This window comes from Clostridium acetobutylicum ATCC 824, assembly GCF_000008765.1.
In the GTDB taxonomy this organism is placed as follows: domain Bacteria; phylum Bacillota; class Clostridia; order Clostridiales; family Clostridiaceae; genus Clostridium_S; species Clostridium_S acetobutylicum.
Genome location: NC_003030.1, coordinates 3,643,445 through 3,661,358, shown reverse-complemented (window position 1 = coordinate 3,661,358; position 17,914 = coordinate 3,643,445). Strand labels below are relative to the sequence as shown.

Sequence of the window (17,914 nt, the reverse complement as noted above, 5' to 3'; positions counted from 1 at the left end):
TAACAAATAGTAAAATAATCTTAGGGCACTTATATTTGTAAGATGATTTTCAAATATAAGTAGTTGTAATGATGACTTTTATAAAAGTTAACATTACAACCCATTAGTTATGGGATAAAAAAGGAGATGATAAAGTGGAGACAAAAACGAATATAGATACAGTGGAATTGGCATTAAATAAAAAATATTTAATTAAACCATTGATGACAATAGAGGAGATAAAAAACTCAAATTTAGTAGAGATAATGGATGAAAAAAGTAAGGTTAATCTAGAAGAAAATTTGCAGTATCCTCTGCTGTTAAAACATAGTATAAATGGTGAGGCTGTAAACGTTAGATTAAAAATTGTTAATGAAAGATTACTTGGTATCTATATTGAAGTAGATTACGAAGGAAGTTTGGATGGCTACTACTCTAGTGATGGAGCAGCGAGTGAACAGGCTAACGACAAACAGATTCCAAAAATAAAAGGCGTAAATGCAGTGGAATATAAAAAGGTACAAGAATTATGTAAGATTTATGGAAGGTTTCCAAGCGAGGAGGATTTTACTGGAACAATTAAGAAATTGCAAAGTAAAATTGCAAAAATAACTGATGAATTAATTAGACTTAATCAAGAAAGATCAAGTTTAGAGGAAGCTAATAAAGCGTTTCAGGCTCTTGATAGCATATATAAAGAATATGAATTGTCCGGATTTGATGAAGATGTACTAAATAAAAATTTGGACAACATAGGTAAGTATGAAAAAATCAAAGAGAAAGTTTTAAACACAACAGATATTAAAGAAGAAGCTGAGCTAGAAGAAAGAATTAAAACTATTGAAAACGAAATAAAAAAACTTGATCAAATTAAAAATGATATTAGTTTAGATAGCAATCAAATTTCAGATTCTTATAGTGCATATCAAAAGTATAAGGATATTGGTACAAGAAAATTAGAAAAGATAAAAAAGGAATTCATTTGTAACCTTAAGGCTAAGGACGAATTGAAGAGTATTATCGCATGTGATAAAGATAAAATTACGCGTTATTTTTACAAGGAAAAAACAAAAGTAATAAATGAGAATATAAAAAGATTAAATAAGGAAATTAATGCAATTAGCATTATTGAAGAAGGCGTAGACGATAATATAGAATATTTAATACAAAAGCTTAAGGATGAAGAAAGATATCTTAAACCAAATCATCCATTAAATGATATGAATAAAGAAAATGAAATAAAGAAAATCGCTAAAAGTGCTATGGAAGATGTCAATTCAAATATGGATAGTGATTTAAATGCTATAAGTGAATTGTATAACATAGAAAGCAGAATGGATCAGATTCAAAGAAATTTAAAACTAAAAAAGGATTTAGTTGAATTGAAAAAGGAAGCTCAGCTTTTAGAAAATGCTAAGGAGAAGCTTGATATACTTGAAAAATATAAACCTATAATGGTTACTAGAAATAAACATAAAGATAATGAACTTTTCAAAAATTCTTATGAGAAAAAATATGAAAAAGAAATAAAAGAGTACAACCAAGCTGAGGATGAATTAAAATCAATGAATATAAGTAATTTGGATGACTACGATAAAGCTAAAATTATATTCGATGATAAAGAACAAGAGCTTATAGAAGCTGAAAATATATCAGATATAGCAAGCTTAGATGCTGAAAAAGAGAATAGCAAGATAATTAAGTACAAAGCTAAAAGAGACGATATCATTAAGCAGAACAGTGATATATTGAATGTTAATATGGAAACTTATTTTGCCGATGAAGTTAAAGAGGACTCATCAAAGAAAATACAAAATACTATAAATGAAAAAGAATTATTAAAGAAGGACGAAAACGGCATAAATAAGGAAAATGAATTAAAAGAAAATAAGGATATCGTAAAAGAAGAAAGTTTACCAAAAGAAAATGTAAATAACAAGCAAGAGGATAACAAAACAGTAAAACCAGCAGATAATAAAAATAAGGGAAAGCAAGTTAAGGAAAACAAAAACAATAAAAACAAGTCAGTAAAAAATGGACAATCTAAAAATAATACACAAAAGAATAAGCCTCAAAAGAAGACTTTAGAACAATTGAAAAAGGAACTTCTGTGCAGCCTTAAAGCTAAAGATGAACTTAAATCTATTAGTAAGAACACTATAAGCGAAGATATGAAAGCTTTTTGTGAAGAAAAAGTGAAAAAAATAGATGAAGATATAAAGATATTAGATAAAGAGATTGGTTCACTTGGAGTTCTAGGTAAGAGTGAAATTGATGATAAGATAAACTATATGAAAGAGAAGTTTGTTTTTGTATCAAAGATGTATAACCCAATAGATCAAGAAAGATATTCAAGGAAATACAATTCATTAAAGGAAAATCAAATAAGAGAAATTACTGAAAAAGCTATGGCAAATATGGACAAAGCTATAGTTGAGGAATTTAAAGACATAAGTAAGTTACATACTATTGAAAATAGAATAGTAGAAGTTCAAAAAGTACTAGATTTAAAGCAGCAAATGATTGACTTGGAGGAAGAAGGAAGAAAGCTAGAGGAAGCTAAGGAAAAATTAAATATAGTAAACAGATACGGATATATGATGGGCTTTGTTAGTGATACCTTCTATGTAAATTCTTATGCCAATACGTTAAAATCACAAAGGGAAGCATATAATCAAGCAAAAGAGGAGTTAAGCGAATTAAATATAAGCAATAAAAAGGACTTTAAAGAAGTTAAGAAGGCTTACGATGCTAAAAGAAAGAGAATATTAGCAGATAAAAACATATCACAAATAACAAATTTAGATAGAGAGGAAGAACTTGAAAGAATAGAGAACTACAGAAAAAAACAAAATGAAATTATTGAAAAATATAAAGCAGTATAAAATATGATTTAAAATTCCTGAACTTTTAGTTCGGGAATTTTGTTTTTTGAGATGTATTCAATAGACTATGTAAATATGGATGCACGAATGCTATAAACTGAGACATAATACTTATTTTGAATAAAGTAGCTTTTAACTTTTCACCATTTAATGTTATAATTAGTAAATAAAGTCTTATATTGATAGTAAAATTTAGATATATGGTACTTAAGAGATATTACCAAATACCTAAAAGCATTAATTGGGGGATAGTAAATCGATGAGAAGAAGAACAGCAATAATTAAAGGCTCTTTAATAAGCGCAATAATAGTTATAGTATTTTTTGGTGTATTTCAAATATATAAAAGTTATTTTAATAGTTCAGATTCAAGTGAGTATTTGACAGAAAGGAAGGATATGCCTAGCTTTAAATATTTACAGAACGAAAAGAATACAGATGATGGTAAAAGCTTTGACTTTGCTGGATTTAATGGTAGATGGTCACTAATTCATTTTAATGCAAGTAAGGGGACAAAAATAACTATACATGATAGTTCTAAAATCACTAAAGGAAAATTGTATATAGTAGTTTTAGATTCTAGATATAAAAGTATGGCTATTCATAAATCAGTGAAAAAGTCAACTTTTCATTTAACTACACATAGAAGAGGAGAATATATTGTTAGAATTGTTGGAGATAATTCTAAAGGTAAATTTGACATAAAAATAGATTCTAATCCACATATAAACATTTCGCATAAAGATCTTATGGACTAGGGTGCGTTAGATTAAACAAAAGTTATATTACAACACATTTATTTGAGTAATTACAAAATTAGAGTTATAAAAAATTTAGCATGCCAAAAAGCACCTGTACATAAAGGTTTCTTGACATGCATATTTTCAAAATATATACTCAAAAATGGAATGTAAAATCATTTTTGTAAGTAACTGCGCACTTGCATTTCAGATAATAGTATCTAACTACTCAAAAGAAAATTCTAATGTGTCATCGGAATTATTTTCGTTATTAGAACCTTCGTCGTCAAAATCTATGATTACACTTCTTGCTTTATCTCTTGACTGTTTTCTTTTAGATTTATCATCTAGTGCTAATTTTATTAATTTAATTGATTCAGTAGGAGTCTCACATCCTCCAAGAACAATTACGTTGAATGAATTATTATAAGTTACATAAGTACTTCTGTAAACCTCAAAGGATTTACCGATTTCATTTGCATCATAACCATCTATTTTTAAATTTATTCCTAAATAGTCACAATCGTATGTATCTGGTTGAGAAAATACACTGTTCTTTATAGCAAAATCTATAGCGGTTTTAGCGTCTTTTAATCCATCATAAAGTTTTAAAACTACACCAGCTCCATCAGCAGTATTTATTCTGAATGAGTCTTTTTTGTCAATGTTTCCGTCAGCATGGACACCCATTAGGTTATATGCTAAGTCTAAGCTCTCAACTACTTCGTTATTTATTTCTGTGTATGTATTTCTCTTATTGTTATCTACAAATTTAATATCGTTAATTAAATGCATTACACTATTGATATCATTCCAGCACTCTAAAGCATTTTTAAATGCTAACTGATCTTCTGATAAGCTTGGTAAGATACCAACAACATTTATTTTTGTAGTTGGTATAGCAGAAGCAGCTATTTGAATAAATGTTTTTATTGCTCCAGAACCTGTTCCGCCTCCAAAGCTTGCAAAAATAACCATAACTTCTGTTTGAGGATATTTCTTTAGTAAAGTTCCTATTGCGTTTGCATTATCTTTTATCATTTCTTTTGATTTGGTTCTGTCTCTTCCTGAGCCGTCAGTACCTGGATATAGATAAACGTTTTTACCTATGTTTGCATTCTTTAATGGTCTAATGTCTAATGAACTACTATTAAAAAATAAACCATTGTAAGAGCTATTTTTGCTCAATAAACCATCTACAACATTTCCTGCGCCTTGTCCTAATCCAACTAATAGCATTTTGCTTTTTTCCATAATTGATCTAATCCTCCATTTTTCTTATACTTAATTATTTATACTTAAGAATTTAATTTCTTAAACTCTTGTTGATTAAATTTAAAATATCATTGTAAAATCATTAATCATCAAGACGTTATGTAGAAATTAATGTATCTTTTGACAAATTATATTATAATAACATAATTTCATACTAGGTTCGCTATCAATTAAAGTCAAATTATATTAATGAACTCATATTCATGATAAATTATAATACAATAACATAATTTTACACTATATTTAAAAGTTTTTAAAGTAAAATTATAAATTTTTGAATTAAAATTGTAAAAAATAATGTATTTTTATCATAAGTTATATTATAATGTAATGAGTGAGGTATTAATTCAACCGTGTTTTTGATGAAGAATTTATCTTATATCGTATTTAATTTAAAAGATGAGAAAGGGGATTTAAAACATTATGAACTCTGAAGAGAATACTATGGAAGTTGAAGAGGTGGATGTAGTAAGCGGTAGAAAACGTGGTGAAATATTATATTACACAATTAGTCAGGTAGCCACTTTATTAGAACAAGAAGAAGGTACTATATTATATTTTACTAATGTTTTTGATGGTATTTTAAATATAAAAATATCAGATAAAGAACTAACATACACAGATAAAGATATAGACAAGCTTGAATTCTTAATTAACTTAAAAAATAAAGGATTGACTATTAAAGAAATTGAAAAGTATTGTGAAGGTGTATCTTTTGATAGTGAGAAAGTAGCAACATCTACGGGGGCTTCTTCAATATCTTTTGATGAGATCTCTGAAACAGTTTCAAAAGCTCAAAATGAACAATTTGATAGTCTAAAAGAGTACTTAGATAATAAAATTAAAGAAAATAATGAAGTGCTTTGTAAGGAAATTGTAGGAGCTATTAAAGAAGAACAGCAGAAACAAATTAAAGAACTTAAAGAAGATATATTGGGAGAAATCAACACTAAGCTTGGTGAAGATAACAATAATTCATTAGGTGATGAATTATATTCAAAGATAGATCAGATATTAACTGAAAAGCTTTCAGCAGAAGGTAGTATGAAAGCAGAGTTTGAAAAATTAAGTGAAATGTATGTAGAAAGAGAAGAAAACATAATTAATGAAGTTAAAAAATACCAAACTATAATGGCACAAGCTTATTCTTTAGAACAAGAAATGGAGAAGGGAAAATCAGGATTCTTATCGAAGATATTCTCTGGCAATGATAATAAGTAATTGTGGCCTAAAATAAATTATAAATAGATTAAGCATTGAAGGACTTTGGAATTTTACTGAGTCCGTTATAAACGTGCGAATAATTTTAGAAATAATGATATTTTATTTATTGAATATATGTATGAAGGAGAAGTCTCATAATAATAGGCGTTCTTCCTCTTTTTTTTATGCAATTTTTTTTTATCTAACTATATTATCGAACTTGAATAAATAAGTTTTATACTTTTCTTAAAATTTTACTTGAATTTTGTTATATAATTTAATTAGGTGTAGGGTATTACTACTATACTTTCTATAATGAATAAGGTGGAATGAAAGTGAAAAAATATAAGCAAACTACAAAAATAGAATTAATTTTATCGATTTTAAGTTGTACGATGTTCGTCTTAGTGTATTGGATCTCGTTTTATGAATTATATACTTTGTGCAAGAGTGGAAGAGACAATAAAAATATTAAGGTATTATTTGTCTCGATGATATTCTTTTTAGTCTGGTTTATAATTTGGATAATTAGAATCATAAGGAAAAGGAAACTTTCCTTGGAGAAGATAGAGGATATATATGAGTTTTACTGGCGTTTAAAAAATAAGTTTATCTGTTTAGTAGCTATAGCTTTGGCTGTAATAACCTGCTTTTATGGAGCAAAAATATATCATAGTGCTATAAATTATAATGGAAAGTTGGCTTGGTTTTTGCAAGATTTAAAAAACAAGAGGACTGTATCGTTTGAACATAATAATATATACCAATATGGCATAGATGGTATTTTTCAGGATATTGATAAAAAGGTGTGTATGCCCAAAAAATTATATGTTCAAAGCAGTTTTAGTCTTAAGTTTGACGCTAATGGGAGAATAACAGCGTTTGATACATATCTTTATGGAAAAAATGATAAAGACAAGCTCGAAAGTTATTTGATTAGTTATGACATGAAAAAGTCAAGTGATATAGTTATATACTTAAATGGACATGTAGATGCCAATTATAGTAAAGACAAGCTTTTCGAACCACTAATTAAGACTATGAAGGTAATTCATCTTAAGAAGACAGTTAGCAAATGGAACGAAAAGAAGTATGGTATTCTTTATTATGGTAAAAGAAGCTTTGGATATAATGCAGAGGGTATTGTTAATATTAGTTCAAAAGGAAAGCTTACTCCAAAGGGAAATGACTTTTCTGAAGAAATAGGGTATATTGTTTCTGTATTTGTGCCTGGAAAAGAAAATATATATACTCCTGTGAGATATAATTTAGTAGATGGTATAGGAAATATCAAAACTTCAGATTCTAATAATAAAGAGAAATTTGAACAGTCTAGGAATTCTTGGGGCGAGTTTTATTTATCAAAGAAAGTTGGATATCGCCTGGAGGTAACTGCGGCAGCCCTAGGTAATAGATCGTATTCTTTAAATAAAACTACTGATGGAGCTAATTGGAAAACCATAAATGATGATCCATTTAATGGAGCTGTTGGAACAGCCGATGGTATAACCTTTTTAAATGATAAGCTTGGATTTTTATGCTTAGCATATAATGGAGGAGGCAATGGAGACTTATATCGCACAGCCGATGGCGGAGTATCATACACAAAAGTAAGTTTCCCTGATATAAAGACAAATAGTAGATTTGATTTGCCAGCAATGCCATATAAAAAAGACGGAAAGCTTGAGGTTTTAGTGGGTCAAGGTTCAGATGGAGATAGAAGTAAGGCGTTGTACCAATCAAGCGATAATGGAGTAACCTGGCAGTATATAAAAGAGGTCTCTAAAAACTAAATAACAAAAATAAGTTTCTGTTAACATATAAAAAGCATAATAGCTATGTAAAGCAGAGACTTTTTTGTTTGTCAGAAATATTGACAGTGAAAGCAATAAGTATATAATTATATTGTAAACCTAAACTATAAATATGGTTTACAATAAGGGGGATAACTATGAAAATATCAACTAAGGATTTAGTATTATGCGCTCTATTTGCTGCAATAAGCTGCGTTTTAGCACAAATATCTATTCAGCTTCCATTTAGTCCAGTGCCTTTTACAATGCAGGTTATGGCTGTTTATTTAGCGGGAATTATACTGGGTGCTAAAAAAGGTTTTATATCTCAGCTGGTATATGTTGTGTTAGGGGCAATAGGCGCACCTGTTTTTGCTAACTTTACGGGAGGCGTTGGTGCTATTTTAGGTCCTGCAGGAGGATTTATCATTGCATTTCCGTTTATGGCTCTTATTGTTGGATGCGTTGCAGATAAATGTAGAACAAAAGCCTATATCATAATATCAATGGTTTTGGCAAGCGTAGTTTGCTATGTTTTTGGAGCTCTATGGCTTGTTTTGGTAACAAAAATATCCTTTGCTTTGGCAATTAAGACTGCAGTTTTACCATTTATTTTGTTTGATATGCTTAAGATTATAATTGTTTCTATAATAGGTATTAATATACGAAGCAGAATAATATCGGGGGGACTAGCATGATAAAATTGAGACCACATCATATAATGTGCTTTCAAGGTTATGAAGGAAAAGGATATAGTCAAGACTTTATTGATAATATGGACAATATATATAGGGATCTTAAGGAAAAAGATAATCTTAAAATTAAAATCGTTTTTTCTACGGATGATGTATGCGGAAGTTGTCCTAATAAAATATCGGACAATAACTGTGGCTGCAACGAAAAAGTAATGGCAATAGATAATAAAGTAATTCGTGTGTTGAAATTAAAACAAAAGATATATACATATAATGAACTCGTAAATAAGTTAAGGTTAAATATAAACGAAGGAGTAATGAAGGATATTTGTGGTCAGTGTGTGTGGTACGAAAATAGTAAATGTAAAACTAGTATCCTAAGTTTATAAATTTATGTTTAAAAGGCCAGGTGTAATTACTGTAAGAAGGTAGCACCTGATTTTTTTACGTATAATATTTATTTTGCTTATAAGTATATAGGAGGTGCGTATTTCTAGATTTTTATGAACAAATTTAGAGAAGAATATAGGTTTATTTAGCGTTTCATATACTTATGTTATACTTATTCTATACGGCTACCAGAGGAGATAATTATGGATACCGAACTTAAAAAACAACTATATTTGAATTTGCTTAAAAATCAGTATGAGGAGAGTTTATTATATGAAATACTATTTTGCACCACTAGAAGGCATTACTGGGTACATATATAGGAATGCATATGAGAAGTTTTTTGGTGGAATTGATAAATACTTTACACCATTTATTGTACCTACAAGTAGTAAAAGCTTAACTTCAAGAGAACTAAAGGATGTACTTCCGGAAAATAACAAGGTAACCTTTTTAGTACCTCAAATACTCACTAATGACGCGAATAAATTTATTTTCACTACAGAGAAATTAATGAATTTAGGTTATAGTGAAGTTAATCTGAATTTGGGCTGCCCATCTGGTACAGTTGTATCAAAAGGTAGAGGTGCCGGATTTCTTAAAAAAAGGCAGGAGCTAGATGAATTTTTAGAGAAGATATTTTCAAAGTCACCTGCTAAGATTTCTATAAAAACAAGAATTGGAAAAGATTCTCCGGATGAATTTTATGAACTAATTAAAATATTTAATAAATATCCATTGGAAGAACTTATCATACATCCAAGAATACAAACAGATTTTTATAATAATAAACCTAATATGAAGGTGTTTAAGGATGCCTTAGAGTTAAGTAAAAGTACAGTGTGTTACAATGGAGATATTTTTCAAAGTAATGACTATATTAAGCTCATAGAAGAATTTTCGAATTTAGGTGTAGTTATGTTAGGGCGAGGAATTATTTCAAATCCTAATATAATTAAGAAAATTAATAGCAATAATGTCCTAGAGAAAGAGGTATTAAAGAAATTTCATGATGCAATTTATGAAGAGTATCAAGATATTCTCTCTGGTGAAAAAAATGTGCTATTTAAAATGAAGGAAATCTGGTTTTATATGATACATTTATTTAAGGATAGCGATAAATTTGCCAAGAAAATACGAAAGGCAAACAGACTACGTGACTATGAGGCTATTATATCAGCGTTATTTGGAGAATTTGACTTAATTTAAAGTATAGTGTATACTAAAAAAATAAGTGAATAACTGAGGTAGAGGCGCAAAATTTAAGAGTAGAACTGTGGAGACAAGCACTATGAAGCAGTTTAAAAGGAAATTTTGCCGAAGCGTATAGCTAATGCTTTAATGCTGTACTGCTGGGTTTGTATAAAATATGTGCAAAACTGTCACAAAGTATAATTGTGGAGAACTATCATTGGTGTGGAATTAACAACGTATATTTGTTTTATTAAATATGTGTTTTAATGCCCTGAGTGTAGTCTCAGGGCGTTTTTTAATTTATAGTAAAGTATAAAATGCGAATAATTACATTTAGATTTTATGCTTTAGCTTGCCTTTAATTTGCTAGTACGTGAAAAGGCAAACGGTGCTGCCAATCTGATTTTTTATCTCACTTAGTTAGTTCGCTTATCGGAAATATAACCGATAAGGAGGAAGAAAAAATAGATACTATAAAAGAAACAAATTCAAATGAGGTTAAAAGAAGCCTTAAAGCAAGGCATCTTAATATGATTGCTATGGGTGGAGCCATAGGAACAGGAATATTTATAGCACTTGGTGATACAATTCATCAGGCAGGTCCTGGTGGTGCACTTGTTGCATACGCATGTATAGGAGTTATGGTATATTTTTTAATGACAGGGTTAGGAGAAATGGCTACTTTTATGCCAGTTTCAGGTTCATTTGAAACCTATGCCTCGAAGTTCGTTGATGAATCCGTAGGTTTTGCACTTGGTTGGAATTATTGGTACAACTGGGCTATTACTGTTGCAGCTGAAATGGTGGCTGGTGGAATGGCTATGAAGTTTTGGTTTAAAGGTGTTCCTGCTGTTATCTGGAGCATTTTATTCCTTGTATTAATAGTTGCGCTTAACTTGTTATCTGTAAAAGCGTACGGAGAATCTGAATACTGGTTTGCAGGAATTAAGGTAATTACTGTAATTGTATTCTTAATAGTAGGTACTGCTACAATTTTAGGTATAATAGGTGGACATAAGATAGGACTTAGAAACTTTACCATTAAAGATGCTCCGTTTGTTGGAGGCGTAAAATCTATTTTTATGGTATTTCTAATTGCAGGCTTCTCGTTTCAGGGAACGGAGCTTGTTGGTATTGCGGCTGGAGAAAGTGAAAATCCTAAAAAGTCCATACCTAAAGCAATTAATACGATATTCTGGAGAATTTTAATTTTCTATTTAGGAACTATATTTGTTGTAAGTGCGATAATTCCTTATACACAAGCAGGAGTTAAGATAAGTCCATTTACAATGGTATTTGAAAGAGCGGGTATACCAATTGCAGCAGCAATAATGAATGCAGTAATTTTAACTTCAGTGCTATCCTGTGGAAATTCAGGTATGTATGCCTCAAGTAGAATGCTTTATGCAATGGCTAAAGAAGGAAAGGCACCTAAAATCTTAGGGAAACTTAATTCAAGAGGTGTTCCAGTATATGCATTAGCATTAACTACTATCGTAGCATCAGCATGTTTCTTAACTGGACTTTACGCTGAGAGTACTGTTTATGTTTGGCTTGTTGCGGCTTCAGGACTTGCAGGCTTCCTTGCTTGGGCAGGTATAGCTGTATGCCATTATAGATTTCGTAAGGCATATGTTGCTCAGAAACGTGATTTAAATAAGCTTATTTATAGGGCAAAGTTATTTCCTATAGGACCAGTAATAGCATTAGCTTTATGTGTAGTTGTTATTTTAGGTCAAGGAATTACTTATTTCCAAGCTGATAAAATCGATTGGACAGGAGTAATAACGTCTTATATAGGACTGCCAATATTTATTGCGTTATGGATTGGATATAAGATTAAACACAAGACAAAGGTAGTTGACTTAAAAGAAGTAGATCTTGATGTAGAGAGGTAAAAAAACAATAATTTTAATAAAATACCATGCTGAATTAATTTTCAGTATGGTATTTTTACGGTTTAAGGAGTTTTATCTATAATTCTTTATAGCAAAAATAATCAAAGTCAGCAGGTTTATTATTTCCAGTTATATCAATGCAGTTAATTCCTACAAAAGCTCCTGTGAAAAAGCCGCCACCTTGTACATAGTCATCGGATAACTTTCTCGATTCAAAAATAGCAGGAACTTTTGACCAGTTTATCCCATCGAAAGAATAAGAGTACTGATATGTTTCAACTCTTACTTCAACTTTCAAGTGAATATACTCCACATCTTTAGGAATTGGAATAACATTGCTTTTTAAAGGCATATCAAAGTGAAAATTATCACAACAAACAATATCAATTACACGCCCTTTATCTTCATTCCAGGTAACCTGTATAGTAGACCAATTTTCCGTATTATAATAGCAGGTTAATCCAGCTGCTTGCTGAAAAGTATCAGGACTAAATGACACACTTGTTGATGCATCAAATTTAAATGATTGCCATCTTCTTGCTATAAATGCTTGAGTAAAGGTTGACGTTAAAGATTCTTTACCATATAACCTCAAATTTCCTTTTTTGGCTTTTAAAGATGCTATATTTTCTGTAAGAGGAATACGTAAGGATTGAAAGTTAATATTTAATTTGTCGCTGTCGAAATTATCTTTTTCATCGTAGGTTTTCTCCCACTTTACTTCTGGAATTTTAGGTGCTTCAACATTAACAGACCCCTGTTTACCACCAACGACTCTTGGCCAATTATCTACCCATTCAATTCTTTGTATAGAAGTCTCGCGACCAAGTGGACAGTAGCCTCTTTGTTCAAGTACTGGTTGATTTCCAACAGGTAGAGGTCTTCCTACTAAATGGGCTAAGTACCATTCATCAGTATGAGTATGGACAAGAGATGCATGACCGCATTTTTGCAATGAGTTTCGTGGATCATGCCATGAAGTTAAAAGAGGATACTCAGGGTCTATCTCGTAAGGACCATCTATATTTTTAGAACGTGCAACTGTTTCTGAATGTTCATAGGTTGTGCCACCTTCAGCAGTAAATAGATAATAGTAATCTCCAATATGATAAATATGAGGGCCTTCTGTGTACTTAATATCAGTGCCCTTATATATAATTTTAGCTTTACCGATTAGTTTCTTTTCTTTATCAGAATACTCTTGAAGAACAATTCCATAAAAATTATGATTGTAAGTTCTCTGATCCCAATACATATTTACAAGGTACTTCTTTCCATCATTATCATGGAATAAAGAGGCGTCAAAACCAGAACCATTCAATGTTATTGGATCGCTCCATACACCATCAACACTTTCACAGGTAGTTAAATAGTTGTGACAGTCCTTCCACATTCCATCAGTTACTTTTACATCTGTGTATATGAGCCAAAATTTTCCGTCATGATAACTTAAATCAGGAGCCCATATCCCACCTGAATTAGGATTACCCTTCATATCTAAAAGTGAAGTTCTGTTTAAAGGATGTGCTACAAGATGCCAGTTAACAAGATCCTTAGAATGATGTATTTGAACTCCAGGAAACCATTCAAAGGTTGAAGTAGCAATGTAATAATCGGTGTCAGCACGACAGATGCTTGGATCAGGATTGAAGCCTCTTAAAATTGGATTTTTAATCATAAATTTAAATTCTCCCCTCTATTTAATTTAGCTCTTTCTTTTAAAGTAGCTATAATATGATTATATTTTTTATCATCTAAGTTGTAGAAGGTAATATCTATTAAAGCTAATATCATGAGTACGGCAGGAACGACTGTGGCAGTTAGAAGTATACCCGTTAGGGCATGAGGAGTTTGGGTTTTATTGGCTACATACCCAAAGTTACCGAGTATTATTCCTGGTACAGCTCCGCCTAATGCCATTCCGCACTTGAAAAAGAATCCGATAATAGCATAAATTAAGCCGCTTAAACGTTTTCCTGTTGTGTATTCACCATATTCAATTGTTTCTGGAATTAATGACCACATAAATGCTCCGGCAGTCAATGAACCTATTGATGTAATCACACGAGAAACTAATATTAATGCTACTGCATGAGTTGGAATTACTAACAGAGATAAGGTACCAAGCACTGTTATTAAAAGAGAACTAATTAATAAAGGCTTTTTTCCAATTTTTCTGTTGATTTTTGGTATTAGTGGTATACAAACAAATGCAGGGAGAGACCCTAATACCGTATACCATTGTACTAAGTCAGCACGACCAACGTTATAGGTAATGTAATATATGCCTATTGAACTATTAATTGAATTTATTCCAAATATCAGTACAAAGAAAATACTTAATACAATAAGAGGTCTATTAGTTTTGAATTGTTCAAAGAGATCAGAGAATTTAATCTTATGATCTTGGTTAACGCTTTTTACTCTTTCCTTAGTACTTGAAAAACAAAATAGCAATAGGAAGGCACCTGCTATACCTAGAATACTCATAGTTATTTGCCAACCACCTGAAAGACCAAATGATTTTGTGAAATATGCCGAAAGTACAGGAACAAAGTAGGAAACGATTACACCGCCTAGATTAGCAAAAAACATTCTTACTGAGGTCAAGCTAACAATTTCCTGATTATCATCTGTAATAGCTGATGTCAATGCACCATAAGGAACATTTATACAAGTATAAGTAATTGAAAGGCCTACGTAAGTAACATAAGCGTAAATTAATTTACCTGTTGCTGAAAAATTAGGAGTGGTAAAACACAGAAAAGCTAAAACTGCAAAAGGAGCAGCTCCATATAATAAGTATGGTCTAAATCTTCCAAAACGCGTATTGGTTTTGTCGACTAAAGTTCCAATAATTGGGTCATTAATTGCGTCGATAAATCTTACCACAAGAAACATTACACCGGCCTGACCAGCAGATAAGCCGAAAACGTTAGTATAGAAAAATAGCAAATAAATTGAAATGGTTTGATATATCAAGTTACTTGCTAAATCTCCAGATGCATAGCCTATTTTTTCCCTCATTTTAATTTTAAAACTTCCTATCATAATCAACCCCTCTAGTGTTTTGTAATTATTTACATGTTAAATTATATCATTGCATACAAACTTTTTCAATAACTTTTAAAAAGCACTTTAAAAAGTTTGAACTATAAAATTTCCTAAGTCTATAAAAAAGAATAAATCAGGTATCCTTAGAATTGTGATGATAGTATTTAAAGCTCATTTATGTATATAAAATTCATAAATGAGCTTTGTGTAGGCTAAGAAGTAAAGCTGCGAAGAAGTCTTAAATAGTAATTTGCTTCTCTAGTTACATGGTCAGCAAGAAGAGGAGCCATTATTGCTTTGATTTTACAAGCTAATAATCCCTTGGTAGCTGTGCTTTTGAAATTTCTAAATTCGGTAACAAGAGAATAGATGTTCCTAGTTATATTGTTAAGGTTAGAAGGGTTATTGGTAAGAGATTCGGTAGCATTTTCAATATCATCAAACCTTCTAACAAAGTTATTTGCAGTATTAAATAGAGAAGTTTGAGATGGATCTAGATATCCGCGTATAAACTCCGCATGATCTTCCATTATATCGTTCCAGAAAATTTCCTGTCTTATAATCCCTTGTGGAGTTGTGTCCATCTCTTGCTTTCTTTCAAGCATGTTAAGCATATTAACATATGCGCGTGCTTCTCTTATTACGTGATCTATATTTGAAGGATAGGTATAGCTAAAGGCTTTGCAGGACATAATCTTGCTTAGAAGGCCTGCCTGAAAGTTTATAACAAAGTTTACTAGTGGAAGTATAGCTTTATTAAGAATAGAAACAGCTGTTACCATATTAATTCCCGTTCTATAATAGTCTCGGTAACCTAGGCTTATTTCCTTCGAAGTTATAGCAGTATTAATAGGTACTCCGGTTAGGGCACTAGTTACTTTTTCAGAAGGAAGGGTAAGCGGAGTTATTAGAGTAGATGAATTCATAGCTTCTCTGCTGATATTTCCTTTAGATAGAGCTACTGTTTTTGAAAGTAACATATCTAGCTTTTTATTAACTGCAAGTATTTCCATTAAAGTAGGAGCATACTTAGGAGGAAGTGAAGCACCAGCAATAACGTTATGTTCCTTCACGATTCTCAAAAAGAATAAGTTTAATTCAAGTGAAAGTCTTACATATTGTTCATTGGATATCATTATTTACCTCTCTTATAATATTGTTAATGGCAAACTAAGGATTATAAAAGTTTACCGTTATATCCATAATATGCAGTAGTTTAAATTGCTGTTACAAACTTTTTAAGAGTAGGTAGATGGAAAGGAGATTAGTTGAGCTTAGCTGCAAAGCTTTTAAAAGAATTCAATTCACGTACAGATTCTAATTCTTCATCTTCTAAAACATACTTCAAGAATTCTGGATATAATTTTAGGGCTGTTATTATGTCTTCACAGGACTTATTGTTTTCGTTAATTAAAGCATAAAAGCAGCTTCTGTTATAATATAAAAAATGTGTTTTTTCACAATTTTCAATTCCAGAAGATAGTATTTGTATACCTTTTTCTGTATCCCTATGTTTATATATAACTGCCAAATTTAAATAGCTGTATTCATAACTTTTGTTCTTTTCGATTGATTTTTCATAGAAGTTTATAGCTTTTTCTATCATATTAAACTTACAACAAATTACACCCATATTAAAAAGTGCTAGATGATTATTCGGATTGATTTTTAAAGCTTTTGAAAACAATCTATATGCAAGATCATTTTTGTTTTGTTCTTCATATATACAGCCTAAATTTAAATTAGACCAAAAATCCATATCATCTAGACTAAGTAATTTTTCATAGGTTTCTATTGCTAGATTTTTTTGACCTGATAAATCATAAGCATTTGCTAGGAAAAAATACGCCTTATGATAATTGGGATTTATATAAATGGCTTTATTGTATAGTTTTATAGCTTCCTCATAATCTTCTTTTTCATCATATATTGTGGCTAGACCATAGTAAGCCCTCTCTTCATAATCATCTATGCTTAAGGCTTCTTTATAATACTCTTCAGCTTTTTCTACTTTACCTAAAGAATCGTATATTAAAGCGAGATTTATTATAGTATCCACATCTTCACCATTTGTAAGCTCGTAAACCTTATTGTAGTAATCTAAGGACTTAACTAGTTTGTTGTCTAGAAAAGCTTCCTCTGCCTTTTTTAGATATTTATCAATTTGTATATTATCCTTCATAAACTCACTCATCCTATTAAATTATTTTATTTAAAATTTTAGATAATTCATTAAACATTAATTTGTGGCCTTCAGAATTTGGGTGTATTCCATCATTGTATAAAGCTTCAATATTGTCTTTATTAATAAAGACAATATTGAAGCTTACAAATGCAATATTGTTATTAATGCAATAAGCTTTAGCCCAACGAATATAATCTAGTAAACTGATAGCTACTTTTTCATAGTCAATTTCAGAATCCCAATAAGTTTTAGCAAGAGGGGATATTACTGGTGGCTGAAGTGCTAATATGGGAGTTATATTATTTTCCTTGGCTTCTTTTAATAATAATTCAATATTATCTTTAATTAACTTAGTGGAATAATCCATAAGCATATCATTTGTTCCTGCCATTATAATTACGTAATTTGGTTTTTCCTTTACAATATCGCTGTAGGATCTTGAAAGAATACCTGAAGTGGTGTCACCGTTTATGCCTTTATTTATTACATTTATACTAAAATGTGCTTTTAAAAGCTCTACCCATGAGGAGGTGCTAGAAACTCCGTAGCCATAGGTCAAGCTATCTCCAATACAAACTAATTTCATATGTTTTCCTCCATTTTTATATAAGTATACCATATCTT

General features: G+C 30.5%; 14 protein-coding genes and 1 riboswitch. Of the genes, 8 read left to right on the top strand and 6 right to left on the bottom strand.

The window, feature by feature from the left end; all coding sequences use genetic code 11:
• The first annotated feature begins 134 nt into the window (after nucleotides 1–134).
• Entirely contained in the window at nucleotides 135–2,864 is a 2,730-nt protein-coding gene (locus tag CA_RS17795; RefSeq protein WP_010966730.1) for a hypothetical protein, read from the top strand.
• 259 nt (nucleotides 2,865–3,123) lie between these two features.
• Nucleotides 3,124–3,621, top strand: a complete 498-nt coding sequence (locus tag CA_RS17790) for a hypothetical protein (protein WP_010966729.1) — start codon at nucleotides 3,124–3,126, stop codon at nucleotides 3,619–3,621.
• A 207-nt stretch (nucleotides 3,622–3,828) separates the two neighbouring features.
• Here CA_RS17790 and CA_RS17785 read toward each other — a convergent pair whose 3' ends face one another.
• The gene (locus CA_RS17785; RefSeq protein ID WP_010966728.1) at nucleotides 3,829–4,857 is read right to left on the bottom strand and encodes a cell division protein FtsZ; all 1,029 of its coding nucleotides are present in this window, start codon (nucleotides 4,855–4,857) and stop codon (nucleotides 3,829–3,831) included.
• Between the two features lie 444 nt (nucleotides 4,858–5,301).
• Here CA_RS17785 and CA_RS17780 point away from each other — a divergent pair, with 444 nt between their 5' ends.
• From CA_RS17780 to CA_RS17755, 6 genes are all read left to right on the top strand, one after another.
• The gene (locus tag CA_RS17780) at nucleotides 5,302–6,099 is read left to right on the top strand and encodes a helix-turn-helix domain-containing protein (protein WP_010966727.1); all 798 of its coding nucleotides are present in this window, start codon (nucleotides 5,302–5,304) and stop codon (nucleotides 6,097–6,099) included.
• A gap of 317 nt (nucleotides 6,100–6,416) precedes the next feature.
• Nucleotides 6,417–7,874 carry a WD40/YVTN/BNR-like repeat-containing protein gene (locus tag CA_RS17775; protein WP_010966726.1) on the top strand — a complete coding sequence of 486 codons (1,458 nt, stop codon included), beginning with the start codon at nucleotides 6,417–6,419 and terminating at the stop codon, nucleotides 7,872–7,874.
• A 158-nt stretch (nucleotides 7,875–8,032) separates the two neighbouring features.
• Nucleotides 8,033–8,572: a biotin transporter BioY gene (locus CA_RS17770; RefSeq protein ID WP_010966725.1), complete on the top strand. Its 540-nt coding sequence runs from the start codon at nucleotides 8,033–8,035 to the stop codon at nucleotides 8,570–8,572.
• Entirely contained in the window at nucleotides 8,569–8,958 is a 390-nt protein-coding gene (locus CA_RS17765; RefSeq protein WP_010966724.1) for a DUF1284 domain-containing protein, read from the top strand. The genes CA_RS17770 and CA_RS17765 overlap by 4 nt, the downstream gene beginning before the upstream one ends.
• 274 nt (nucleotides 8,959–9,232) lie before the next feature.
• On the top strand, nucleotides 9,233–10,168 hold the full coding sequence (locus tag CA_RS17760) for a tRNA dihydrouridine synthase (RefSeq protein ID WP_010966723.1): 936 nt from the start codon (nucleotides 9,233–9,235) through the stop codon (nucleotides 10,166–10,168).
• Nucleotides 10,169–10,199: 31 nt separating this feature from the next.
• Nucleotides 10,200–10,375: riboswitch (Lysine riboswitch) on the top strand.
• 308 nt (nucleotides 10,376–10,683) lie between these two features.
• A complete protein-coding gene (locus CA_RS17755; RefSeq protein ID WP_013913619.1) occupies nucleotides 10,684–12,051 on the top strand; it encodes an amino acid permease in 1,368 nt (455 codons plus the stop codon).
• Nucleotides 12,052–12,127: 76 nt separating this feature from the next.
• Here the strand turns inward: CA_RS17755 and CA_RS17750 are convergent, their stop codons facing one another.
• The 5 genes from CA_RS17750 to CA_RS17730 all read right to left on the bottom strand — a co-directional run bounded on the left by CA_RS17750 (nucleotide 12,128) and on the right by CA_RS17730 (nucleotide 17,876).
• Nucleotides 12,128–13,729 carry a glycoside hydrolase family 43 protein gene (locus tag CA_RS17750; RefSeq protein WP_010966722.1) on the bottom strand — a complete coding sequence of 534 codons (1,602 nt, stop codon included), beginning with the start codon at nucleotides 13,727–13,729 and terminating at the stop codon, nucleotides 12,128–12,130.
• Complete coding sequence (locus CA_RS17745) at nucleotides 13,726–15,102, bottom strand: MFS transporter (protein ID WP_010966721.1); 1,377 nt, start codon at nucleotides 15,100–15,102, stop codon at nucleotides 13,726–13,728. Before CA_RS17745 ends, CA_RS17750 begins: the two co-directional genes overlap by 4 nt.
• Before the next feature lie 215 nt (nucleotides 15,103–15,317).
• Nucleotides 15,318–16,241, bottom strand: coding sequence for a DUF2935 domain-containing protein (locus tag CA_RS17740; protein WP_010966720.1), 924 nt, complete (start codon nucleotides 16,239–16,241; stop codon nucleotides 15,318–15,320).
• Between the two features lie 128 nt (nucleotides 16,242–16,369).
• Nucleotides 16,370–17,287 carry a tetratricopeptide repeat protein gene (locus CA_RS17735; protein ID WP_010966719.1) on the bottom strand — a complete coding sequence of 306 codons (918 nt, stop codon included), beginning with the start codon at nucleotides 17,285–17,287 and terminating at the stop codon, nucleotides 16,370–16,372.
• A gap of 16 nt (nucleotides 17,288–17,303) precedes the next feature.
• Nucleotides 17,304–17,876: an SGNH/GDSL hydrolase family protein gene (locus CA_RS17730; RefSeq protein ID WP_010966718.1), complete on the bottom strand. Its 573-nt coding sequence runs from the start codon at nucleotides 17,874–17,876 to the stop codon at nucleotides 17,304–17,306.
• Between the last annotated feature and the right edge of the window lie 38 nt (nucleotides 17,877–17,914).